The organism is Paenisporosarcina sp. TG-14 (assembly GCF_000297555.1).
Taxonomy (GTDB): domain Bacteria; phylum Bacillota; class Bacilli; order Bacillales_A; family Planococcaceae; genus Paenisporosarcina; species Paenisporosarcina antarctica.
Genome location: NZ_AMGD01000020.1, coordinates 159,317 through 178,232, shown reverse-complemented (window position 1 = coordinate 178,232; position 18,916 = coordinate 159,317). Strand labels below are relative to the sequence as shown.

The 18,916-nt window shown below is 37.7% G+C and carries 20 protein-coding genes and 1 riboswitch; of the genes, 15 read left to right on the top strand and 5 right to left on the bottom strand.

The annotated features are described in order from the left end of the window. Positions 1-110: 110 nt before the first annotated feature. The 6 genes from C406_RS0107560 (at position 111) to menC (ending at position 7,446) form a co-directional block, all read left to right on the top strand. Entirely contained in the window at positions 111-1,493 is a 1,383-nt protein-coding gene (locus tag C406_RS0107560; protein ID WP_017380005.1) for an isochorismate synthase, read from the top strand. Then, positions 1,486-3,204: a 2-succinyl-5-enolpyruvyl-6-hydroxy-3-cyclohexene-1-carboxylic-acid synthase gene (gene menD / locus C406_RS0107555; RefSeq protein ID WP_017380004.1), complete on the top strand. Its 1,719-nt coding sequence runs from the start codon at positions 1,486-1,488 to the stop codon at positions 3,202-3,204. The genes C406_RS0107560 and menD overlap by 8 nt, the downstream gene beginning before the upstream one ends. After that, complete coding sequence (menH, locus tag C406_RS0107550) at positions 3,192-4,010, top strand: 2-succinyl-6-hydroxy-2,4-cyclohexadiene-1-carboxylate synthase (RefSeq protein ID WP_017380003.1); 819 nt, start codon at positions 3,192-3,194, stop codon at positions 4,008-4,010. The genes menD and menH overlap by 13 nt, the downstream gene beginning before the upstream one ends. A 19-nt stretch (positions 4,011-4,029) precedes the next feature. Then, positions 4,030-4,848, top strand: coding sequence for a 1,4-dihydroxy-2-naphthoyl-CoA synthase (gene menB, locus C406_RS0107545; protein ID WP_017380002.1), 819 nt, complete (start codon positions 4,030-4,032; stop codon positions 4,846-4,848). 61 nt (positions 4,849-4,909) lie between these two features. After that, the gene (locus tag C406_RS0107540) at positions 4,910-6,358 is read left to right on the top strand and encodes an o-succinylbenzoate--CoA ligase (RefSeq protein WP_017380001.1); all 1,449 of its coding nucleotides are present in this window, start codon (positions 4,910-4,912) and stop codon (positions 6,356-6,358) included. Beyond that, positions 6,331-7,446 carry an o-succinylbenzoate synthase gene (menC, locus tag C406_RS0107535; RefSeq protein ID WP_017380000.1) on the top strand — a complete coding sequence of 372 codons (1,116 nt, stop codon included), beginning with the start codon at positions 6,331-6,333 and terminating at the stop codon, positions 7,444-7,446. The genes C406_RS0107540 and menC overlap by 28 nt, the downstream gene beginning before the upstream one ends. Before the next feature lie 37 nt (positions 7,447-7,483). Here menC and C406_RS0107530 read toward each other — a convergent pair whose 3' ends face one another. The 3 genes from C406_RS0107530 to C406_RS20695 form a co-directional block, all read right to left on the bottom strand. After that, positions 7,484-8,524 (bottom strand): metal ABC transporter solute-binding protein, Zn/Mn family, encoded by a 1,041-nt coding sequence (locus C406_RS0107530; RefSeq protein ID WP_017379999.1) that lies wholly within the window; start codon positions 8,522-8,524, stop codon positions 7,484-7,486. A 108-nt stretch (positions 8,525-8,632) separates the two neighbouring features. Further along, entirely contained in the window at positions 8,633-8,863 is a 231-nt protein-coding gene (gene yidD / locus C406_RS0107525) for a membrane protein insertion efficiency factor YidD (RefSeq protein ID WP_017379998.1), read from the bottom strand. Further along, entirely contained in the window at positions 8,860-9,009 is a 150-nt protein-coding gene (locus tag C406_RS20695; protein ID WP_017379997.1) for a hypothetical protein, read from the bottom strand. Before C406_RS20695 ends, yidD begins: the two co-directional genes overlap by 4 nt. A gap of 92 nt (positions 9,010-9,101) precedes the next feature. Between C406_RS20695 and C406_RS0107515 the strand changes: the two genes are divergently transcribed. From C406_RS0107515 to C406_RS0107495, 5 genes are all read left to right on the top strand, one after another. Continuing rightward, positions 9,102-9,551, top strand: coding sequence for a Dps family protein (locus C406_RS0107515; protein WP_017379996.1), 450 nt, complete (start codon positions 9,102-9,104; stop codon positions 9,549-9,551). 107 nt (positions 9,552-9,658) lie between these two features. Next, the gene (locus C406_RS0107510) at positions 9,659-9,961 is read left to right on the top strand and encodes a hypothetical protein (protein WP_017379995.1); all 303 of its coding nucleotides are present in this window, start codon (positions 9,659-9,661) and stop codon (positions 9,959-9,961) included. 47 nt (positions 9,962-10,008) lie between these two features. Further along, positions 10,009-10,482, top strand: a complete 474-nt coding sequence (locus C406_RS0107505; protein ID WP_017379994.1) for an NUDIX domain-containing protein — start codon at positions 10,009-10,011, stop codon at positions 10,480-10,482. Further along, a complete protein-coding gene (locus C406_RS0107500; RefSeq protein ID WP_017379993.1) occupies positions 10,460-11,245 on the top strand; it encodes an alpha/beta hydrolase family protein in 786 nt (261 codons plus the stop codon). The genes C406_RS0107505 and C406_RS0107500 overlap by 23 nt, the downstream gene beginning before the upstream one ends. 5 nt (positions 11,246-11,250) lie before the next feature. Continuing rightward, on the top strand, positions 11,251-11,700 hold the full coding sequence (locus C406_RS0107495; protein ID WP_017379992.1) for a hypothetical protein: 450 nt from the start codon (positions 11,251-11,253) through the stop codon (positions 11,698-11,700). A gap of 142 nt (positions 11,701-11,842) precedes the next feature. Here C406_RS0107495 and pckA read toward each other — a convergent pair whose 3' ends face one another. After that, positions 11,843-13,429 carry a phosphoenolpyruvate carboxykinase (ATP) gene (gene pckA, locus C406_RS0107490; RefSeq protein ID WP_017379991.1) on the bottom strand — a complete coding sequence of 529 codons (1,587 nt, stop codon included), beginning with the start codon at positions 13,427-13,429 and terminating at the stop codon, positions 11,843-11,845. A 208-nt stretch (positions 13,430-13,637) separates the two neighbouring features. Next, positions 13,638-13,761: riboswitch (SAM riboswitch) on the top strand. Between the two features lie 202 nt (positions 13,762-13,963). Between pckA and metK the strand changes: the two genes are divergently transcribed. After that, positions 13,964-15,160: a methionine adenosyltransferase gene (gene metK, locus C406_RS0107485; RefSeq protein ID WP_017379990.1), complete on the top strand. Its 1,197-nt coding sequence runs from the start codon at positions 13,964-13,966 to the stop codon at positions 15,158-15,160. 171 nt (positions 15,161-15,331) lie between these two features. Here metK and C406_RS0107480 read toward each other — a convergent pair whose 3' ends face one another. Continuing rightward, positions 15,332-15,850 (bottom strand): gamma carbonic anhydrase, encoded by a 519-nt coding sequence (locus tag C406_RS0107480; RefSeq protein WP_017379989.1) that lies wholly within the window; start codon positions 15,848-15,850, stop codon positions 15,332-15,334. 106 nt (positions 15,851-15,956) lie between these two features. On the opposite strand from C406_RS0107480, the gene C406_RS0107475 reads away from it, so the two are divergent. From C406_RS0107475 to C406_RS0107465, 3 genes are all read left to right on the top strand, one after another. Next, positions 15,957-16,757, top strand: a complete 801-nt coding sequence (locus C406_RS0107475; protein WP_017379988.1) for an alpha/beta hydrolase — start codon at positions 15,957-15,959, stop codon at positions 16,755-16,757. Positions 16,758-16,952: 195 nt separating this feature from the next. After that, entirely contained in the window at positions 16,953-18,413 is a 1,461-nt protein-coding gene (locus C406_RS0107470) for an alanine/glycine:cation symporter family protein (RefSeq protein WP_017379987.1), read from the top strand. Between the two features lie 70 nt (positions 18,414-18,483). After that, positions 18,484-18,735 carry a hypothetical protein gene (locus tag C406_RS0107465; RefSeq protein WP_017379986.1) on the top strand — a complete coding sequence of 84 codons (252 nt, stop codon included), beginning with the start codon at positions 18,484-18,486 and terminating at the stop codon, positions 18,733-18,735. The last annotated feature ends 181 nt before the right edge of the window (positions 18,736-18,916 follow it).

The following is an 18,916-nucleotide window of genomic DNA, read 5'->3' as shown; positions in this document are numbered from 1 at the left end:
AGATTGTTTGCTTATCTGATGCTGAATCGGGAATAAAGAGGTATGATAGTAGGTAGGATATTGAAGGATCTTTACATTTTTGTGAAGACCTATTTACGGAGGGAAACTGGATGATTCAGAAGTCAATTACATCCATAGGTTACGCAAGCGAAGATCTATATTCGGGCGTACATTTTTATACAGAAACTATTGAAGTAAGTAGATTATCCTCTATTGCTTTTTTTGAAGCAGGGGAGTCATATAAAGGACAGCGATTTTATTGGCAAAACCGTGAAAAAACATTTACCTTAGTTGGAATTGGTCATGCCCATGTTATTTCAAGTTCCTCAGAGGACAAGCGCTTTGAGGAAGTTGATAAACAATGGAGTGAACTATGTTCTAAAATTGTAAATGAGGAACATGATTTACAACCTATTTTATTTGGTGGTTTTTCATTTGATCCGGCAAACCAATTATCTTCTGAGTGGGACATGTTCCCTTCAGCTTACTTTGCTGTGCCTTCATTTCAACTGGTTATTCGAGACGACAGAGTTTTTATTAGTATTCATTTAGTAACGAAGGAGAAAGACTCACAACATCGATTTGATCAGTTGCGCTCTGAACGAGATGATTTAATTCATGCAGCGCAAGTAAGAGAATTAAAGCAATATGCAAAACCGTTGTTAACGAACTTAGAAGAGCGTTTTAAAGAACTCTATTTAGATGCAGTTTCTCATGTTACTAAATTGATACGTACTGGAGAAGCTCAGAAAGTCGTGATCGCACGTTCGTTAGCCTTAACATTTGCTGAAGATGTCAGTTCGCCTTCAGCCATGTACCATGTGTCAAAAGAACAACCAGAAAGTTTTCTGTTTGGTTTAGAGCTTGCTGATAATTTATTCTTTGGGGCTACACCTGAACGATTAGTGAAGGTAGAAAATCGAAGAGCACTTTCTACATGTTTAGCAGGTTCTATTAAAAGAGGTCAGACTGCAACAGAAGATCAGCAACTTGGCAATGAACTATTGCAGGATTCAAAAAACCTTGAAGAACATCAATACGTGGTTGATATGATTACCAAAGTATTTAATAAATATTGTGAGGCAGTTAAAGTACCAAAATATCCAAAGCTGATGAAAATTCGAGATATTCAGCATTTATATACTCCTGTTGAAGGTCAATTGCAAAAAGGTCAAGGTCTATTGCAACTTGTTAAAGACTTGCATCCAACTCCAGCTTTAGGCGGAGAACCACGTGGCGATGCCATGGCCATTATTCGAATGGTTGAGCAAATGAATCGTGGTTATTATGCTGCTCCAGTTGGTTGGATTGATGCTGCAGGTAATGGTGAGTTTGCTGTTGCCATTAGGTCAGCCTTATTAAACAAACAAAATGCGTACTTATATGCTGGTGGGGGAATCGTAGCAGATTCAGACCCAACTTCGGAATATGCTGAAACATTAGTGAAATTCAGACCGATGTTACGAACTCTTGGAGGCAAGTTTAATGGATAATCGTGCAAACTTAACCGAGTACGTTCATACTATCGTGCAAACTTTTCTTCAAGCTGGTGTTCAGGATGTTGTGATTAGTCCAGGTTCTCGCTCTACACCTCTAGCTTATGCGTTTAGTCAAACACAAGCCTTTAACACATATATGCAAATTGACGAGCGTTCAGCTGGATTCTTTGCTTTAGGGTTGGCAAAAGCTAAACAAAATCCAGTGTTGCTGCTTTGTACTTCTGGAACTGCAGCGGCTAACTATTTCCCGTCAATTGTGGAAGCTAACTATGCAAGAATCCCACTCATTGTGTTAACGGCAGACAGACCTCACGAGTTACGAGAAGTTGGCGCACCGCAAGCTATAGATCAAGTTCATTTATATGGGAATCACGTTAAATGGAGTGTGGATTTTCCTTTAGCGGACGGCTACAAAGAAACGATCCCTTTTGTCGAGAGACATACTGGACGAGCAGTTACTTTGGCAAAGGCAGCACCAATGGGCCCCATACATATAAACATCCCGTTTCGCGAGCCATTACTACTCGACTTTGATTACGAAGTACAACCATCAACGTACCAACAGTCGATTTCAGGTTCAATTGTTGCTTCTCAATCATCCATTAAGTTGGTTGAAGAGATGATTGTGAATACCAAGAGGGGATTCATAATTGTTGGTGAACTATCTGGTAATTTCTCAAAACAAGATTTTTGGGTTTTCGCTAAATCACTTCAGTGGCCAATAATAACGGATGCACTTTCTCAACTTCGTACGGAAGTTCCTGAAGAATGCCGACATTTGTTGATAGATCAATACGATGCTCTGTTGAAAAGTGAAAATTTTAAAAAGGCAGTAAACCCAGAATTAGTCTTGCGATTTGGTGCACAACCTGTGTCAAAACCACTTTCCCTGTTCTTAAAAGAATATAGACCTGCTGTCTATATCGTCATTGATGAAGATCCTTTATTCCGCGATTCTTTAGGTGTAGTGACTCATCATATACAGTCAATTCCTCAAGTTTTTTGGAATGACGTAAATCAAGTACAAACTAATGAAATACTGAACATCTGGACACAAGCGAATTCGATTGCAACGGAACATATTGAACGTTACATTGACGACCAACAAGATGAAGGTGCATTTGCTGGAAAGTTATTTAATTTATTACCTGATGGTAGTGATTTAATATCGGGAAGCAGCATGCCAATTCGTGATGTCGATACATTCTTTAATCAAACAACTAAAGATATCGCCATCTATGCAAACCGTGGAACAAATGGAATAGACGGAGTAGTATCAACTGCTCTCGGCATACAACAAGCCAGAAAGCGACCTGCAACCCTTTTAATTGGTGACATTTCCTTCTTACATGATAGCAATGGCTTATTGGTCTCCCGTTTTCACGAGACAGATCTTACCATCGTTGTGATGAATAATGACGGAGGGGGCATTTTCTCATATCTCCCGCAGTCCAAGGAAGAAACATATTTTGAAAAGTTGTTCGGCACGCCAACAGGTTTAACATTTGATTCTATCGCAACTATGTATCAAGCAGAATATTTTGCTGTCGATTCAAAGGAAGCATTTGAAGATGCTTTAACTACCCCAAAACACAAGGATTTACGCATCATTGAAGTGAAGACGAATCGTCAAGAAAATGTGATTGCTCATCGTCATTTATGGAGCGGCATCACCGAGGAGTTAGATCAACTGTGGAGCAATTAATCAAAAGTGTTCGAGGAGTAAAGATTGGCTATTCCATCATGAATAAAGAAGCATCTGAGACGATGGTTTTTTTACATGGTTTTACAGGGAGCACGAAAACTTGGGAACCCATAATAGAATGCCTGCCTTCTACAGTCAGATGTATTGCAGTGGATTTATTGGGACATGGTAAGACGGATGCTCCGCAAGAAACACGACGCTATGAAATGAAAGAGCAACTTCTTGATTTACAGGCGCTGTTTATTTCGCTTCAAGTAACTGATTTTACGCTCGTTGGTTATTCGATGGGGGGACGTATTGCCCTTGCTTATACGCTTACTTATCCAAAACATGTTAAAAGCTTAGTATTGGAAAGCGCGTCTCCAGGACTGCAATTAGTAACTGAACAACAAGCAAGATTAAAGGCTGATGAATTGTTAGCGATAAAAATAGAAGGTGAAGGATTACTAGCATTTATTGACTTCTGGCAGGACATACCGCTATTCCAATCTCAAAAGAAACTTTCTGATTTAAAACGACAAGCCATCCGACAAGAACGCCTTCAGCAATCTTCTTTAGGATTAGCGAGTAGTTTGAAAGGAATGGGAACAGGAAGCCAACCTTCTTATTGGACACAATTAAATGAATTAAAAATACCCGTAACACTTATTACTGGAGAGCTCGATGAAAAATTCCAGTTAATTGCACAACAAATGAAAAATCGCATAGAAAACAGCCAACATCTTGAAGTTTTAGCTGTTGGACATGCGATTCATGTGGAAAATCCCGTTCAGTTTGCTACAATAATAATGGAGCAAATGAAATGATTATTTTAGGAGGAAGAGTATGACACGTCAGTGGGTATCAGAACGTACATATGAAGATATTAAATATGAAACATATAACGGAATCGCAAAAATCACAATTAACCGTCCGGAAGTTCGCAACGCGTTCCGTCCGAAAACAGTTAAAGAATTACTAGAAGCATTTACATATGCAAGAGACGATTCTAAAGTTGGAGTGATCGTCTTAACTGGTGAGGGTGAAAAAGCTTTCTGTTCAGGTGGAGACCAATCAGTACGAGGCCACGGTGGATATGTTGGGGAAGATGAAATTCCTCGCTTAAACGTTCTTGACTTGCAACGTTTAATTCGTGTAATTCCGAAGCCAGTTGTTGCAATGGTAGCTGGTTATGCAATTGGTGGCGGACACGTCCTTCACGTTGTATGTGATTTAACAATTGCTGCTGACAATGCAATCTTTGGACAAACAGGTCCTAAAGTTGGTTCATTTGATGCGGGTTATGGTTCAGGATATCTTGCTCGTATTATCGGCCATAAAAAAGCACGTGAAATTTGGTACTTATGCCGTCAATATGATGCACAAGCGGCACTTGATATGGGCTTAGTTAATACGGTTGTCCCTTACGCACAATTAGAAGATGAGACCGTACAATGGTGTGAAGAAATGCTTTCAATGTCTCCAACAGCGCTACGTTTCTTAAAAGCAGCGATGAATGCAGATACCGATGGTTTAGCAGGTCTTCAACAATTAGCTGGAGATGCTACTCTTCTTTACTATACAACTGATGAAGCGAAAGAAGGCCGCGATGCCTTTAAGGAAAAACGTAAACCTGACTTCGGTCAATTCCCTCGTTTCCCTTGATAACAACATTTCTCAAGCTGTCCTTTTTAGAAGGGCAGCTTTTTCTAAAGGTGGGTTAAAAATGTATCCAAACTGGTTAGCACAACGTGTCCAAATGACACCCAATCGATTAGCTTTATCATTTGAGGGGAAATCATGGACTTTTAAACAGTTGTTTGATGAAGTAATGAATACAGCAGGTACAATAAAAACTGCTGGTATTGAACATGGTGCTCGAATTGCCATACTTGCACCTTCTCACCCTCAATTAATTATTACAATTCATGCTTGCTGGCAATTGGGTTGTGAAGTCGTTTTATTAAATGAGCGATTATCCGATGAGGAATTGGCTTATCAAATTGAAGATGCACAGCCTACTCTTGTCCTTGTGAAAGAAAATTATCAGGGAAGGATAGGTATATACAAAAAAATTACACTAGAAGACTTGTCTAAGATGAATTCAAGCACAATCAATATAGAAGAAGAGTGGGCACTTAACCGCACGATGTCTATTATGTATACGTCTGGTACAACAGGGCGTCCAAAAGGTGTTAGACAAACCGTATTGAATCATACGACGAACGCGACTGCTTCCGCTTTTAATATAGGCGTTCAAACCGATGACGTGTGGTTATGTACCATGCCAATCTTTCATATAAGCGGGCTATCCATTTTAATACGTTCGGTTTTATATGGAATGAAAGTTACCCTTTATTCGAAATTTGATGTAGTTCGCGTAGTAGATGATTTAGTAAATGGCAACGTTACTCGAATGTCTGTCGTGTCTGTTATGTTAGAACGTATTTTGAGAGAACTAGAAGAGCGTGATGAGAATGTATCGCCTCGCATGCTGACCATGCTTGTTGGTGGAGGTCCTGTTCCAAGTCATTATTTAGAAAGAGCGATTGCAAGGGGAATTCCTATATTGCAAACCTACGGAATGACAGAAACAGCATCCCAAACAGCCACACTAGCTCCTGAAGATGCTGTTAGAAAATTAGGATCTTCCGGAAAACCTTTGTATTTAAGTTTTATTCGGATCAATCATGCAAAGAAACCTTTTGAAGAAGGAGAGATTTGCATTCGAGGTGGGCATGTAACACCTGGCTATATTGGTCATTATGAACAAACACCTTCTCAAGAAAAGGGATGGCTTTACACTGGTGATATTGGCTATCTGGATGATGAAGGCTATTTATTTGTAGTTGATCGCCGTTCAGATTTAATCATTTCAGGGGGAGAAAATATTTACCCAGCAGAAGTGGAGAATGCGATTTTGCAACATCCAATGATTCGAGAAGCTGGCGTTTGTGGCGTGGATGATGAACAGTGGGGACAAGTTCCTGTTGCCTTTATCGTTAGTGATGCAAAAATAACGATAGAGTCATTACGAGAGTTTTTGCAAACAAAATTAGCCCCTTATAAAATGCCGAAAATGCTACACCAAATAAATGAAATGCCAAGAAATGCTTCGAACAAATTGCTAAGAAGAGAGCTGAGAGCGTGGGTAACATCCAAATTAAACGAGTAACATTACATCTCGTACGCGTGCCTCTTAAAAAACCTTTCACAACGCATTTACAACAAGTAGAAGAACGAGAAAGTATACTAATCGAAATATTGGATTCAGAAGGACAGAGCGGTGTTGGGGAGTGTGTAGCATTTTCATCTCCTTGGTACACTGAGGAAACCGTTGAGACAGCGTGGCTTGCTCTTGAAAATTGGATCATACCTGCTATGTTAAAACATACATTCTCACATCCTGATGAACTCGATACTTTTTTATCATTTGTTAAACGTAATCATATGGCCAAGTCTACGGTCAATCATGCTTTATGGGACTTGTATGCAAAAAAACTAAATCAACCTCTTTGGCAAGTTATTGGAGGAGCATCACAACCGATTGAAGCTGGTATTGTCGTCGCTACTGCAAACAATGAAGAAATGTATAAAGAAATTGAGACTGCGGTGAAAAACGGCTATAAACGTATTAAAATTAAAATTTCACAAACATCAAATCCGAAGCAGTTAAAAAAAATGATTGCACATTATCCTCAAATATTATTCTTTGCAGATGCGAATGGAGCATTTACTGAACATACGATAGTTCTGTTACAGAGTTTTGACGAATGTGGTTTTACCTTGATTGAGCAACCCTTTTCAGAACAACATAATGCCGTTTCTGCAGTAGCTCAAAAAACGATGAAAACACCCTTTGCATTGGATGAAAGTATTGGCAGCCTTCAAGATGTTGAAGACATGATTGAACGGAACTCAGGGAAAATAATTGTCATGAAACAGGGTAGAGTAGGTGGACTTTCAAATGCTCTTCGCATTCATGAACATTGTGTCAAAAAAGGTATTCCTATTTGGGTAGGAGGGATGATTGAGTTTGGTGTATCAAAGGCGTTTAATTTAGCTTTTGCTTCTTTGCCAGGTGTTACTTTCCCGGGAGACTTTAGTTCGTCTACACACTTTTGGAATCAAGATTTAGCTGAACCATCAATCAACGTAGTCGATGGAGAAATTCTTCTTCCAAGCGAATCAGGTGTCGGCCTTAATTGGGATTATAAGGTAATGGAGCAATTTGAAGTAAGAAAAAAACAATTTGAGGCATAAAAAACCACGGAAGGTTTACCCATTCCGTGGTTTATCTTTAATTTGCAGATTGTAAGGCTTTCTCTAATGTCTCTAAATTATGATTCATCAATGTGAAATAAGTTTCTTTATTATCAATATCTTGTTGTGTTAAAACACCTAGGTTATGCATAGTTAATGCATCAGCACCGAGTTCATTTTGAATTACTTTTGTTAAATTAGAAGAGACATTTTGTTCAAATAATATCGTTTTAATATTTTTATCTTTTGCTATTTCCACAATTTTAGTTAATTCTTTTTGAGAAGGTTCATCTTGAGAATTCAAACCTGCTACTGCTACCTGCTCTAATCCATATGTTCCAGCTAAGTAACCAAATGCTGAGTGTGATACAAAGAATGTTTTATTTTTTGAAGCATTTGCCATCTCTTTGAAGTCTGTATCCAATTGTTCAAGCTCTTCTACTAAAGCTTCATAGTTTTCTGTATAAGTTACTTCATTCTCTGGGTCTTTTTTAATTAGTGAATCTTTTATTGAAGATGCAAGACTCACACTAATTTTTGGTGAAATCCAAAGGTGAGGATCAATCGCTCCATGTTCATGGTCATCGTGACTTTCTTCTTCAGGAGCTTCTTCTTCATGTGTGTCTTCTTCATGTGTGTCTTCTTCGTGAATGTCTTCTTCATCAGTGTCTTCAAGACCTTCACTTACTGCTAATTCTTGATCAGAAACGGCATCAGCAGTTGCGACCATTGTGACATCTTGCTTTGCCAACGTTTTTTTCGCATTCTCAACGAATCCTTCAAGTCCTAAGCCAATATAAAAAAACAAGTCAGCGTCTGCTAAAGCCATCATGTCTTGCTGTGTGGGGTCAAATGTATGCTCATTGGCACCTGCAGGGTATACGGATTTGACATTTACTTTGTCTCCCCCAATACGTTCTGTAAAATAAGCGAGGGGATATACTGTAGTATAAATAGTTAAAGCATCCTTGGTTTTAGAATCACTAGTAGATTCACTAGTTACTAAATTATTATCACCGCAAGCAGCTGTAAATAATACTAAAACAGCAACTAAACTTAATAAGATAAATTTCTTCATAATTAAACTCCTTTAAATAGTAATGATTACGATTTGATTTAAGAACATTGTAAGTATACTAGAAATGAAATTAAAACACAAGAAAAAAAATGACTCTTTTTCAAGAAGTCATTTTTTTTCTGGCCACTCTTCAGGAACAGGATCATAACCACCTTCATCAAATGGGTGGCATCGTAAAATACGTTTCCCTGCTAAGTAACTCCCCTTTAATGCTCCATGTTTTTCGACTGCCTCAACACCGTAATGAGAGCATGTTGGATAAAAGCGACAACTAGGCGGAGTCAAAGGAGAAATGAATTTTTGATAAAAACGAAAAAATCCAATCACAATGATTTTCAAAGATCTTCATCTCCTGGGAACGTTTTCTTTGGTTTAGGGTCGATAGAGTGTTTACTTGACCGTAATTTACTTTGCGTTAAAAATAACATTAAACCCATTCCAAGAACACTAAAAACTGCAACTATTAACAAAATCCACAATGCCATATTTTACACCACTCTTTAGGTTTATTTTAGTGACTTTAGTGGTAAAGTGAAAGGAAAGAAGCTTAAATAAAAATTAGGAGTGTGAAGATTTTATGTCAGCATCACTAAATATTGAACTTAACAAGCAAGTTGCAACTTGGTCCGTTGTGTATACAAAATTACATAATTTCCATTGGTATGTTAAAGGACCACAATTCTTTACTTTACATGCTAAGTTTGAAGAACTTTACAATGAAGCAACTCTTCATATGGATGAGATTGCAGAGCGTTTGTTAACACTAGGTGGTAAACCAGTTGCAACATTGAAAGAGCATTTGGAATTATCGGATGTAGAAGAAGCAACTGGGAAAGAGTCCACTGATCAAATGGTTGAGACTGTTGTAAAAGATTTCGACAAAATCATGCAATCCTTGAAAAAAGGGATGGGCGAAGCTGCAAAAGATGAAGATGATATGACGGAAGATTTACTAAATGCCGTTTACCAATCAATTGAAAAACATCAATGGATGCTAAAGGCATTTCTTGGTGAGACAAATAAATAAGCTTTAAAGGCAAATTCCTTTATAGGAGTTTGCTTTTTTAAATTCAATTATTTTTTGATGCATGAAATTATGAGTTAATGACATGCTAAAAAAAAGGGGTTGAAAAAATGCCGAAAGTGTTTGTATCCGTCAGTCATCATCGTTATTATTTAAACCCAAATGATTCACCCTGGGAATATGAAATTGAAGCCAATCCTTCAGATTTAACCGTACTTGATCAATTATTTGATCAAAAAGATCAACATGAATGGAAAAATTTTTGGAGAGCTCATTTACCTTATGTGCCTTATCATTTGGATCCGGAAAATGATGAGATAGATTTACGCTTGAAAAAATTATATGCTTTCATTCATGAATACGGTAATGAAGAAGCAAAACAACAAATTGAGACTATGCATTATTATAGTTGAATGCTTTGCATGCCTTCGATACACTAATTGAAAGGAGTGTAGAAGGCATGTTTTCTTTTGTAGATCAGCACGGGATTAAAGTTACGTTATCATTTAATAAAAATGCCTTCTCAATTCCTACAACACATGTGCTTGTGTTAGCAAATATTCAAGAGAAGTGGTTGCTTACAAAACACACAAAAAGGGGTCTTGAATTCCCTGGAGGAAAAGTAGAGCCTAACGAAACAATAGAACAAGCAGCAAAACGGGAAACAATTGAAGAGACGGGTGCGCGAATCTCGCATCTGGAATGGTTTGCGGAATATATGGTCCATGATGAAAAGCCATTTTGTAAAGTGGTTTTCCGTGCAACTATAGACTCTGTCGAAACAAATTTCGAGAAGTTTGAGACGGAAGGACCGGTATGGGTTACGTTACAAGAATTCTTTAAATCAACTAACCTTAGTTTTCATATGAAAGATGATGGAATGAGAAAAATGTTGGAGCAGGTGATGATAGTTGAAAGAAGACGCTACAATTGAACAAAAACGTCCTTACCCCAGTCCGAATCCTCAAGTAAAGTTAACTGAAATTATCTATTGGTCATGTGGATTGCGAGTAAAGGGGTTACTTGCAGAGCCTGTAAAACTAGGCACCTATGAAGGCATACTCTATTTACGTGGAGGTATACAAAGCATTGGTATGGTTAGACCCGCTCGAATTGCACAATTTGCTGCACAGGGATTTATTGTGTTTGCTCCTTACTACCGAGGAAATCGAGGAGGAGAAGGGCGCGATGAATTTGCTGGTGAAGATCGTTATGATGCTGTGAATGGAGTTGACGTATTAAAACAGTTTCTTTCTGTCGACCGTATTCATTTATTTGCTTTCTCGCGAGGTGGAATTATGGCGTTATGGACAGCCATTTTACGTAATGATGTTACGTCAGTCGTTACATGGTCTGGAGTGTCAGACGTTATTCTTACCTATGAGGAACGAAATGATATGCGGCGTATGATGAAACGAGTAATTGGTGGAAATCCGAACAATGCTCGTTTAGCTTATGAATACAGACAACCTATACCTCGTATCAATGATATCACTTGCTCATTATTAATTATTCATGGTGAAAAAGATCTAAATGTAGGTATTGAGCATGCTTTCCGATTAGAAAAAGCGCTTGAAAAAGAAGAGAAAGTGTATGAAACAATGTATTTTAAAGAACTAACACATTTTTTCGAAGCAAAAATTAATGCGCAAATTGTTCATAACCTAACCACTTGGATGAAACAACAAAGAGGATGATATGAATGAAACATATTAGGATTCATTTAGAAACTACACATACAGCAAATAAATCTTCAATTCCAATAGATACATCGTATTGGGAAAAAATGTGGGATTCATATACGATTGACTTTGCTTCAGTCGAAATTCACTGTTGGAAAGAAGAAGTGAAACAGATTCATGAACTTTCTACCATTTCTGCTCAATCTGATGACCAAGGTCTAGTAAAGTTATTCACTATCTCATTAAATAAAGACAATAGAGCCTACTTACGTAATCAGTCAGTTGATTCAAATGGTGGATTAAAATGGTTTACTTTGCACTTCTATAAAAAAGATATTCAAATACTTGAAATTGGTCAGTATGGTTCTGAAATTGTTTTGTATGGTGTGGATAAAAAAGAAGCAGATGAATTTCAAGAACTATTTTTTGAAATCAAACACGCTGAATACTTCACTGAGCACTTGATATAAGAAGAAGAGGGTTCCTTAAGGGGATTTTACATATCGAAAAAAAACGCAAGGAATATGAAATTGATGACTTTTAGTTCTCATAATAAATTGTTTGTCACTATAAGAAAAAAGGGCCTGCACATGAAGTGCAAGCCCTTTATATTTAGTTAATTGGACCGCCTTTAGAAACGATTTCTTCAGAAACTGATCCGAATTTATTAAAGTTTTCACGGAATTGATTTGCTAATTCATTTGCTTTTTTATCATATGCTACTGGGTCTGCCCAAGCATCGCGTGGGTTTAATACATTAGAAGGTACACCAGGTACTTCTGTAGGAATGGCTAAAGCGAAAACAGAACCTGAATCTGTTTTTACATTGTCTAATTGCCCTCTTAGTGCAGCACGAACCATTGCACGTGTATAAGAAAGTTTCATACGTTTACCAACGCCATATTCGCCGCCAGTCCAGCCTGTATTAACTAAGAATACTTGTGCATTATGCTGATCAATTTTCTTGCCTAACATTTCTGCATAAACTGTAGCAGGCAATGGTAGGAATGGAGAGCCAAAGCAAGTTGAGAATGTTGCTTGTGGAGTTGTAATTCCTCGTTCAGTTCCCGCAAGTTTCGATGTGAACCCACTTAAGAAGTGATACATAGCTTGTTCTTTTGTTAGCTTACTGATTGGTGGTAACACGCCAAAAGCATCAGCTGTTAAGAAAATGATCGTATTTGGATGACCGGCTACAGAAGGGTCGACGATATTATCAATTGCTTGTAATGGGTATGCAGCACGTGTATTTTCAGTTAATGATATATCATCGTAATCTGCAATGCGTGTTTCAGGATCAACGACAACGTTTTCTAATACTGAACCAAAACGGATAGCATCGAAAATTTGTGGTTCATTTTCACGTGTTAGGTTGATTGCTTTTGCATAACAGCCACCTTCAATATTGAATACACCATTATCTGACCAGCCATGCTCATCATCACCGATTAACTTGCGATCAGCATCAGCTGATAACGTCGTTTTTCCAGTTCCAGATAAACCGAAGAATAAGGCAACATCACCTTTTTCACCAACGTTTGAAGAACAATGCATAGACAAAATACCTTGCTCAGGAAGCAAATAGTTCATGATAGTGAAAATTGATTTTTTCATTTCCCCAGCATACTCTGTACCACCAATTAAAATAATTCGTTTTTCCAATGAAACAATTATGAACGTTTCAGAATTTGTACCATCAATTGCAGGATCTGCTTTAAATGAAGGTGCACATAAAATTGTGAATTGTGCTTCATGAGAAGTTAGCTCTTCTTCAGTAGGGCGAATGAACAATTGATGTACAAATAGATTATGCCACGCATATTCAGTGAAGACTTGTAGAGAGAGGCGAGATTCTTTGTCAGCTCCTGCAAAGCCTTTGAAAACATATAACTCATCTTTTAATTTTAAATGATTAATAACCTTATTATATAAAGATGAAAAAATTTCAGAAGAAATTGGAAAGTTTACTGAACCCCAATCAATCTTGTCTTTTGAAATTTCTTCTTCAACAAAAAACTTATCTTTAGGAGATCGACCCGTATACTTTCCTGTCTCCGCTTTTACAGCACCAGTTGATGTTAAGACAGCTTCTCCACGTGATGTCGCTTTCTCCACTAATTGTGGTACTGAAAGTTGAATATGCACGTTTTGGCCATTTAACAAGTCGTTCAGCTCGTTACTAGTGTTCACTGAATTCATGTATATGTACCTTCCTTTTTCGAATATTCCCGTATATAGGGTCAATTGATTCATGAATTAGTATAACACATTACGCTCAATAATCTACACTCATAGCCTCAATAATTTCACGGTTTTTCCATATATTTAATTTGTACATTTATATCGAAAGTAAACAAATATTTGACATCAGAGGATTAGTTTATTATGATATTAAATTGAACGGATACTCTTATCCCGAGCTGGTGGAGGGGTCAGGCCCTATGAAACCCGGCAACCTGCAGTTATGAACCAATTAGTAATTGGCAAAGGTGCTGAACCTGAAGCAAGGTGAATTCCTTGGATGATAAGAGTGAAAGGTGTCTATTAATCATACCGTTCCTCATGTGTTCTACGTGAGAGAGGGTTTTTTTTATGACATCTCCCTTTATCCTCGTGTGCAGAAGCCCGATAAGGCGGAAGGTTTTATTCGACTGAATGAGGCTTGGCATGGGAAATGAGTACCGTTTGAATTTTCCGAGAGCAATCTCGAAGGATAATAGGAGGAAATACTAAATGACAAATCGTCGTCTATTTACATCAGAATCAGTTACAGAAGGGCATCCAGATAAAATTTGCGATCAAATCTCAGATGCAATCTTAGATGCAATTTTAACAGATGACCCAAACGCACGTGTAGCGTGTGAAACTACAGTAACAACAGGTCTAGTACTTGTTGCTGGTGAAATTACAACATCAGCATATGTGGATATTCAAAAGGTAGTACGTCAAACTGTTCGTGATATTGGTTATACACGTGCAAAATATGGTTTTGACTCAGAAACATCTGCAGTATTAACTGCAATTGATGAGCAATCTGCTGACATTGCAATGGGTGTTAACCAAGCACTAGAAGCCCGTGAAGGATCGATGACTGAATCAGACATCGATGCAATTGGAGCGGGAGACCAAGGCTTAATGTTCGGGTATGCTTGTAATGAAACACCTGAGTTAATGCCACTTCCCATTAGTATGGCTCATAAGTTAGCACGTCGTTTGGCAGAAGTTCGTAAAGAAGAAATTCTTCCATATTTACGTCCAGACGGTAAAACACAAGTAACTGTTGAATATGATGAAAATAATAAACCATTGCGTATTGACACAATCGTTATTTCTACTCAACATCATCCAGAAGTAGCGCTTGAACAAATTCAACGCAACATAAAAGAATACGTTATTAAACCTGTTGTACCTTCAAATTTAATTGACGATAATACAAAATACTTTATAAATCCAACTGGTCGCTTCGTAATTGGTGGACCACAAGGGGATGCTGGATTAACGGGTCGTAAAATTATAGTTGATACTTATGGTGGGTATGCACGTCACGGTGGTGGTGCATTTTCTGGTAAGGATCCGACTAAAGTTGACCGTTCAGCAGCATATGCAGCACGTTATGTAGCGAAAAACATCGTAGCAGCAGGACTTGCTGATCGTGTTGAAGTGCAGCTTGCGTATGCGATTGGTGTTGCACAACCTGTATCAATCGCTATTGATACATTCGGTACAGGTACAGTAGCAGAATCCAAACTAGTTGGATTAGTTCGCGAATTATTCGACCTACGACCAGCTGGTATTATTAAAATGTTAGATCTTCGTCGACCAATTTATAAGCAAACTGCTGCTTACGGGCACTTTGGTCGAACAGACATAGATTTATCTTGGGAAAAAACTGACAAAGCAGCAGCTTTGAAAGAAAAAGCAAACAACTAACATAAAAATGCCGTTCCAGTTAATTCTGGAACGGCATTTTTATGGGGAAATTGATTTGTACAGGAATAAACCAAGTCGTCGTCAATAATTCATCATCACATGTAGGAAGCATGTAAACAAAAGATGACCGGTTGTATATTAAGGACCGGTCATCTCTAGTTCATATGAAGATTAGGTTGTTATTTGCATGCTTTTATAAATCTGTCCTTTTTCCGCGTACTCTTGTATAATTCGCTCCATATCTAGCAAGTCCTCATTATTTAATTCGCGAACTACTTTTGCGGGTCTCCCAAAAGCTAGCATCCCTGGTGGAATAATTTTACCTTGAGGCACTAAACTACCAGCGCCAATAAATGCACCTTCGCCAATTTCAGCCCCATCTAGGACAATTGAACCCATTCCAATCAAGGCTCCTTTGCGAATCGTACAACTATGTAAAGTTACTTGATGACCAATTGTTACTTCATCCTCTAAAATTAGTGGAGCGGTTGGGCTTTGGTGTAGGCAACATAAATCTTGAATGTTCACTTTACGCCCAATCCGAGTTGCGTTCACGTCGCCGCGAATTACTGTGTTAAACCAAATTGTAGACTCTGGACCGATTGTCACATCACCACTAATTGTGACATAATCAGCAATATATACAGACGAATCAATAATAGGTGTCTTATCTTTAAACGGGTAAATCATTCTATAACCTCATTTCTTTATTGGGATATGGTTTCATTATACAAAAAAAGAGGAATATAAAGAAGATAACTTTGTAGAATAATGTAATAGAGAAGGGGCGATGTTCATGTGGAAATGGGAAGCTGATGGACAAGCTAAAGCTGTCATTGCAATAATTCATAGTGCGTATGAGCATCATCGTAGATACGCATGGTTAATTGAAAAGTTTAGAAGTTCGGGTTTTCATGTCGTAATGGGAGACTTGCCAGGGCATGGAGAAGCTGCTCGAACTAAAAGTGCCCATGATGAAGATTTTAAATCGTATAATGCGTATATCGATCAATTGGTAGAAGCCTCTCTTTCGTATAACTTGCCAGTATTTGTTATGGGACATGGGTTAGGAGCAACACTAGTGATGCATGCACTTCAAGAAAAATCAATTGAATGTGCGGCAGTAATACTAACTTCTCCATGGTTACACTTACAAATCCACGCATCTAAATTATCGAGTGCTTTGTCGAGTATGGGCAAGTTAACTGGAAATGTAAAGAGCACACATGAGGTGACGATAAAACAGCTGACGAGAAATTATGATGTATATACGCAAGATAAAGATGATCATCTCTATAAAACAACCATTACATTAAAATGGTATCGTGAGTTACAAAACTTAATGAAAGTTACTTCTACAAAATCAGAAAGTATTCAAAACTTACCAGTCTTAATGATGACAGCAGAGCGAGATAAAATAACTGATCGCACATACTCAAGGCATTGGTTGCAAAAACAACAACTTTCTGAAATTCAATATAAAGAGTGGGAAAATTGCTACCATGATTTATTTCATGAACCGGAACGTGAGGATGTATTTTTATATACCGAATCCTTTATGAACAATGTTTTACGTTCAATTGGTTATATTGTGTAGACACTCTAAATAAGAGTGTCTACTTTTTTTGACTAAGGCTAACGAGATTCATAGAAAGATATTCTTTTTCTGCTTACACATAATATTTTAATAAATCAAGAAATTTATTTCTGCTCCTAGTCTTGTACACATATACATTTTGTAATATAGTGAATTGTGTGACAAACTTGTGAACTAGACAAAGGGGGAAAAAAGGTGGAAAATTTCATTGGTACATTAAATAGTTTTCTATGGGGACCATGGATGATTTATGGATGTTTAGCAGTTGGACTTTTATTTTCAATACTTACTCGTTTTGTACAAGTAAGATTATTTAAAGACATGGTTCTTCAAATTTTTAAAGGGAAAAAATCGGATGCTGGAGTTTCTTCATTTCAAGCTTTAGCAATAGCATTATCGGGTCGAGTGGGAACAGGTAATATTGCAGGTACTGCAACAGCGATTGCATTTGGTGGACCGGGTGCTGTTTTTTGGATGTGGGCTATAGCTTTCATCGGTGCATCTTCTGCATTTATCGAATCAACATTAGCTCAAATATATAAAGTGAAGGACGAAGGACAATATCGTGGTGGACCTGCCTATTACATAGAAAAAGGTATTGGTGTTAAGTGGTATGCAGTTCTATTTGCGCTAGCAGCGTTATTAGCAATGTCAGTATTAATGCCAGGTATTCAATCAAATTCAATTGCAATCGGTATGGAAAATGCATTTGGACTTGAGCGTTGGATAACAGGTGCAGCTATTGTCGTTATTCTTGGGGTTATCATTCTTGGTGGAGTAAAACGAATTGCAAACGTTGCTCAATTAGTAGTACCGTTTATGGCAATTGCATATATGATCATGGCAGTTATCATTATCGGTATGAATATTACTGAGCTTCCAGGAGCAATTAAATTAATCTTTTCAAGCGCATTTGGTTTTGATTCTACTTTTGGTGGGATGATTGGTGCTGCAATTGCTTGGGGCGTAAAACGAGGAATTTATTCAAATGAAGCCGGTCAAGGTACTGGTCCTCACGCAGCAGCAGCAGCAGAAGTATCTCATCCAGTTAAGCAAGGTTTAGTTCAAGCCTTTTCAGTGTATATTGATACATTATTAGTGTGTTCAGCAACTGCTTTCATGATTATATTTACGGGCATGTACAATGTTCAATTAGATTCTGGAAAAGGAGATTTCGTATATGAGGGACTTTCTGGAGTAGAAGCTGGACCAGGTTATACGCAAGCAGCAATTGACTCTGCATTACCAGGTGTGGGTATTGGAGCTGGATTTGTAGCTATTGCATTATTCTTCTTTGCTTTCACTACAATTATGGCTTATTACTATATGGCAGAAACAAATGTTGTGTACTTATTAAGAGGGAATGCTAAGCGGGTCGGAATTTTTGTTTTAAAAATTGTTATCTTAATCACAGCATACTTAGGAACGGTTCGTGAAGCGGGTCTTGCGTGGGCACTAGGCGATGTTGGTTTAGGATTAATGGTGTGGCTAAACTTAATAGCGATTCTGATCATTGCAAAACCAGCACTCCTAGCACTAAAAGATTACGAGGCACAGAAAAAAGAAGGAAAAGATCCTGTATTTGACCCAAGGAAACTTGGGATTAAAAATGCTGATTTCTGGATCGATTATAACGACAACTTGAAGAAAAAATAAACAATCGCCCAACTCAGGTTGGGCGATGTTTTTTTCTGTTATAGTAAAAGGTAAAAAGGAGAATTCTATCTTGGCAAATATTCTATCCATAGTTATTATCATTACGGGAATTTGTGTATATTTTATTATGAAGAAATTTTCTCATACAAATAAAACGTATTTAGTGAACTTCACAATTGCTTTACTTATGGCATTATTATTCATTCGAACGATGATGTTAGATCCGCTAGATTGGATTGGCTATATAGCAATTGTCTTTTGTGGCTTAGCATTTATAGCGCAAGTGATTCTTGGAATCAAAAGCTTAAAAATTTCTGAATAAGTAAAATAGTAGACCCTACTGTTCACCAAGAGGAAGCAGGGGCAAATTGTTGAGACAGGTAGCACAAATAAAAAGACTAGAAGCCTTAGAAAAGGTCTCTATACGTATGCTATAAACTCTTATCTCAAAAAAAAATTGTCAAACCGTCTGCATTCTATTGTGAATGTGACGGTTTTTGTTT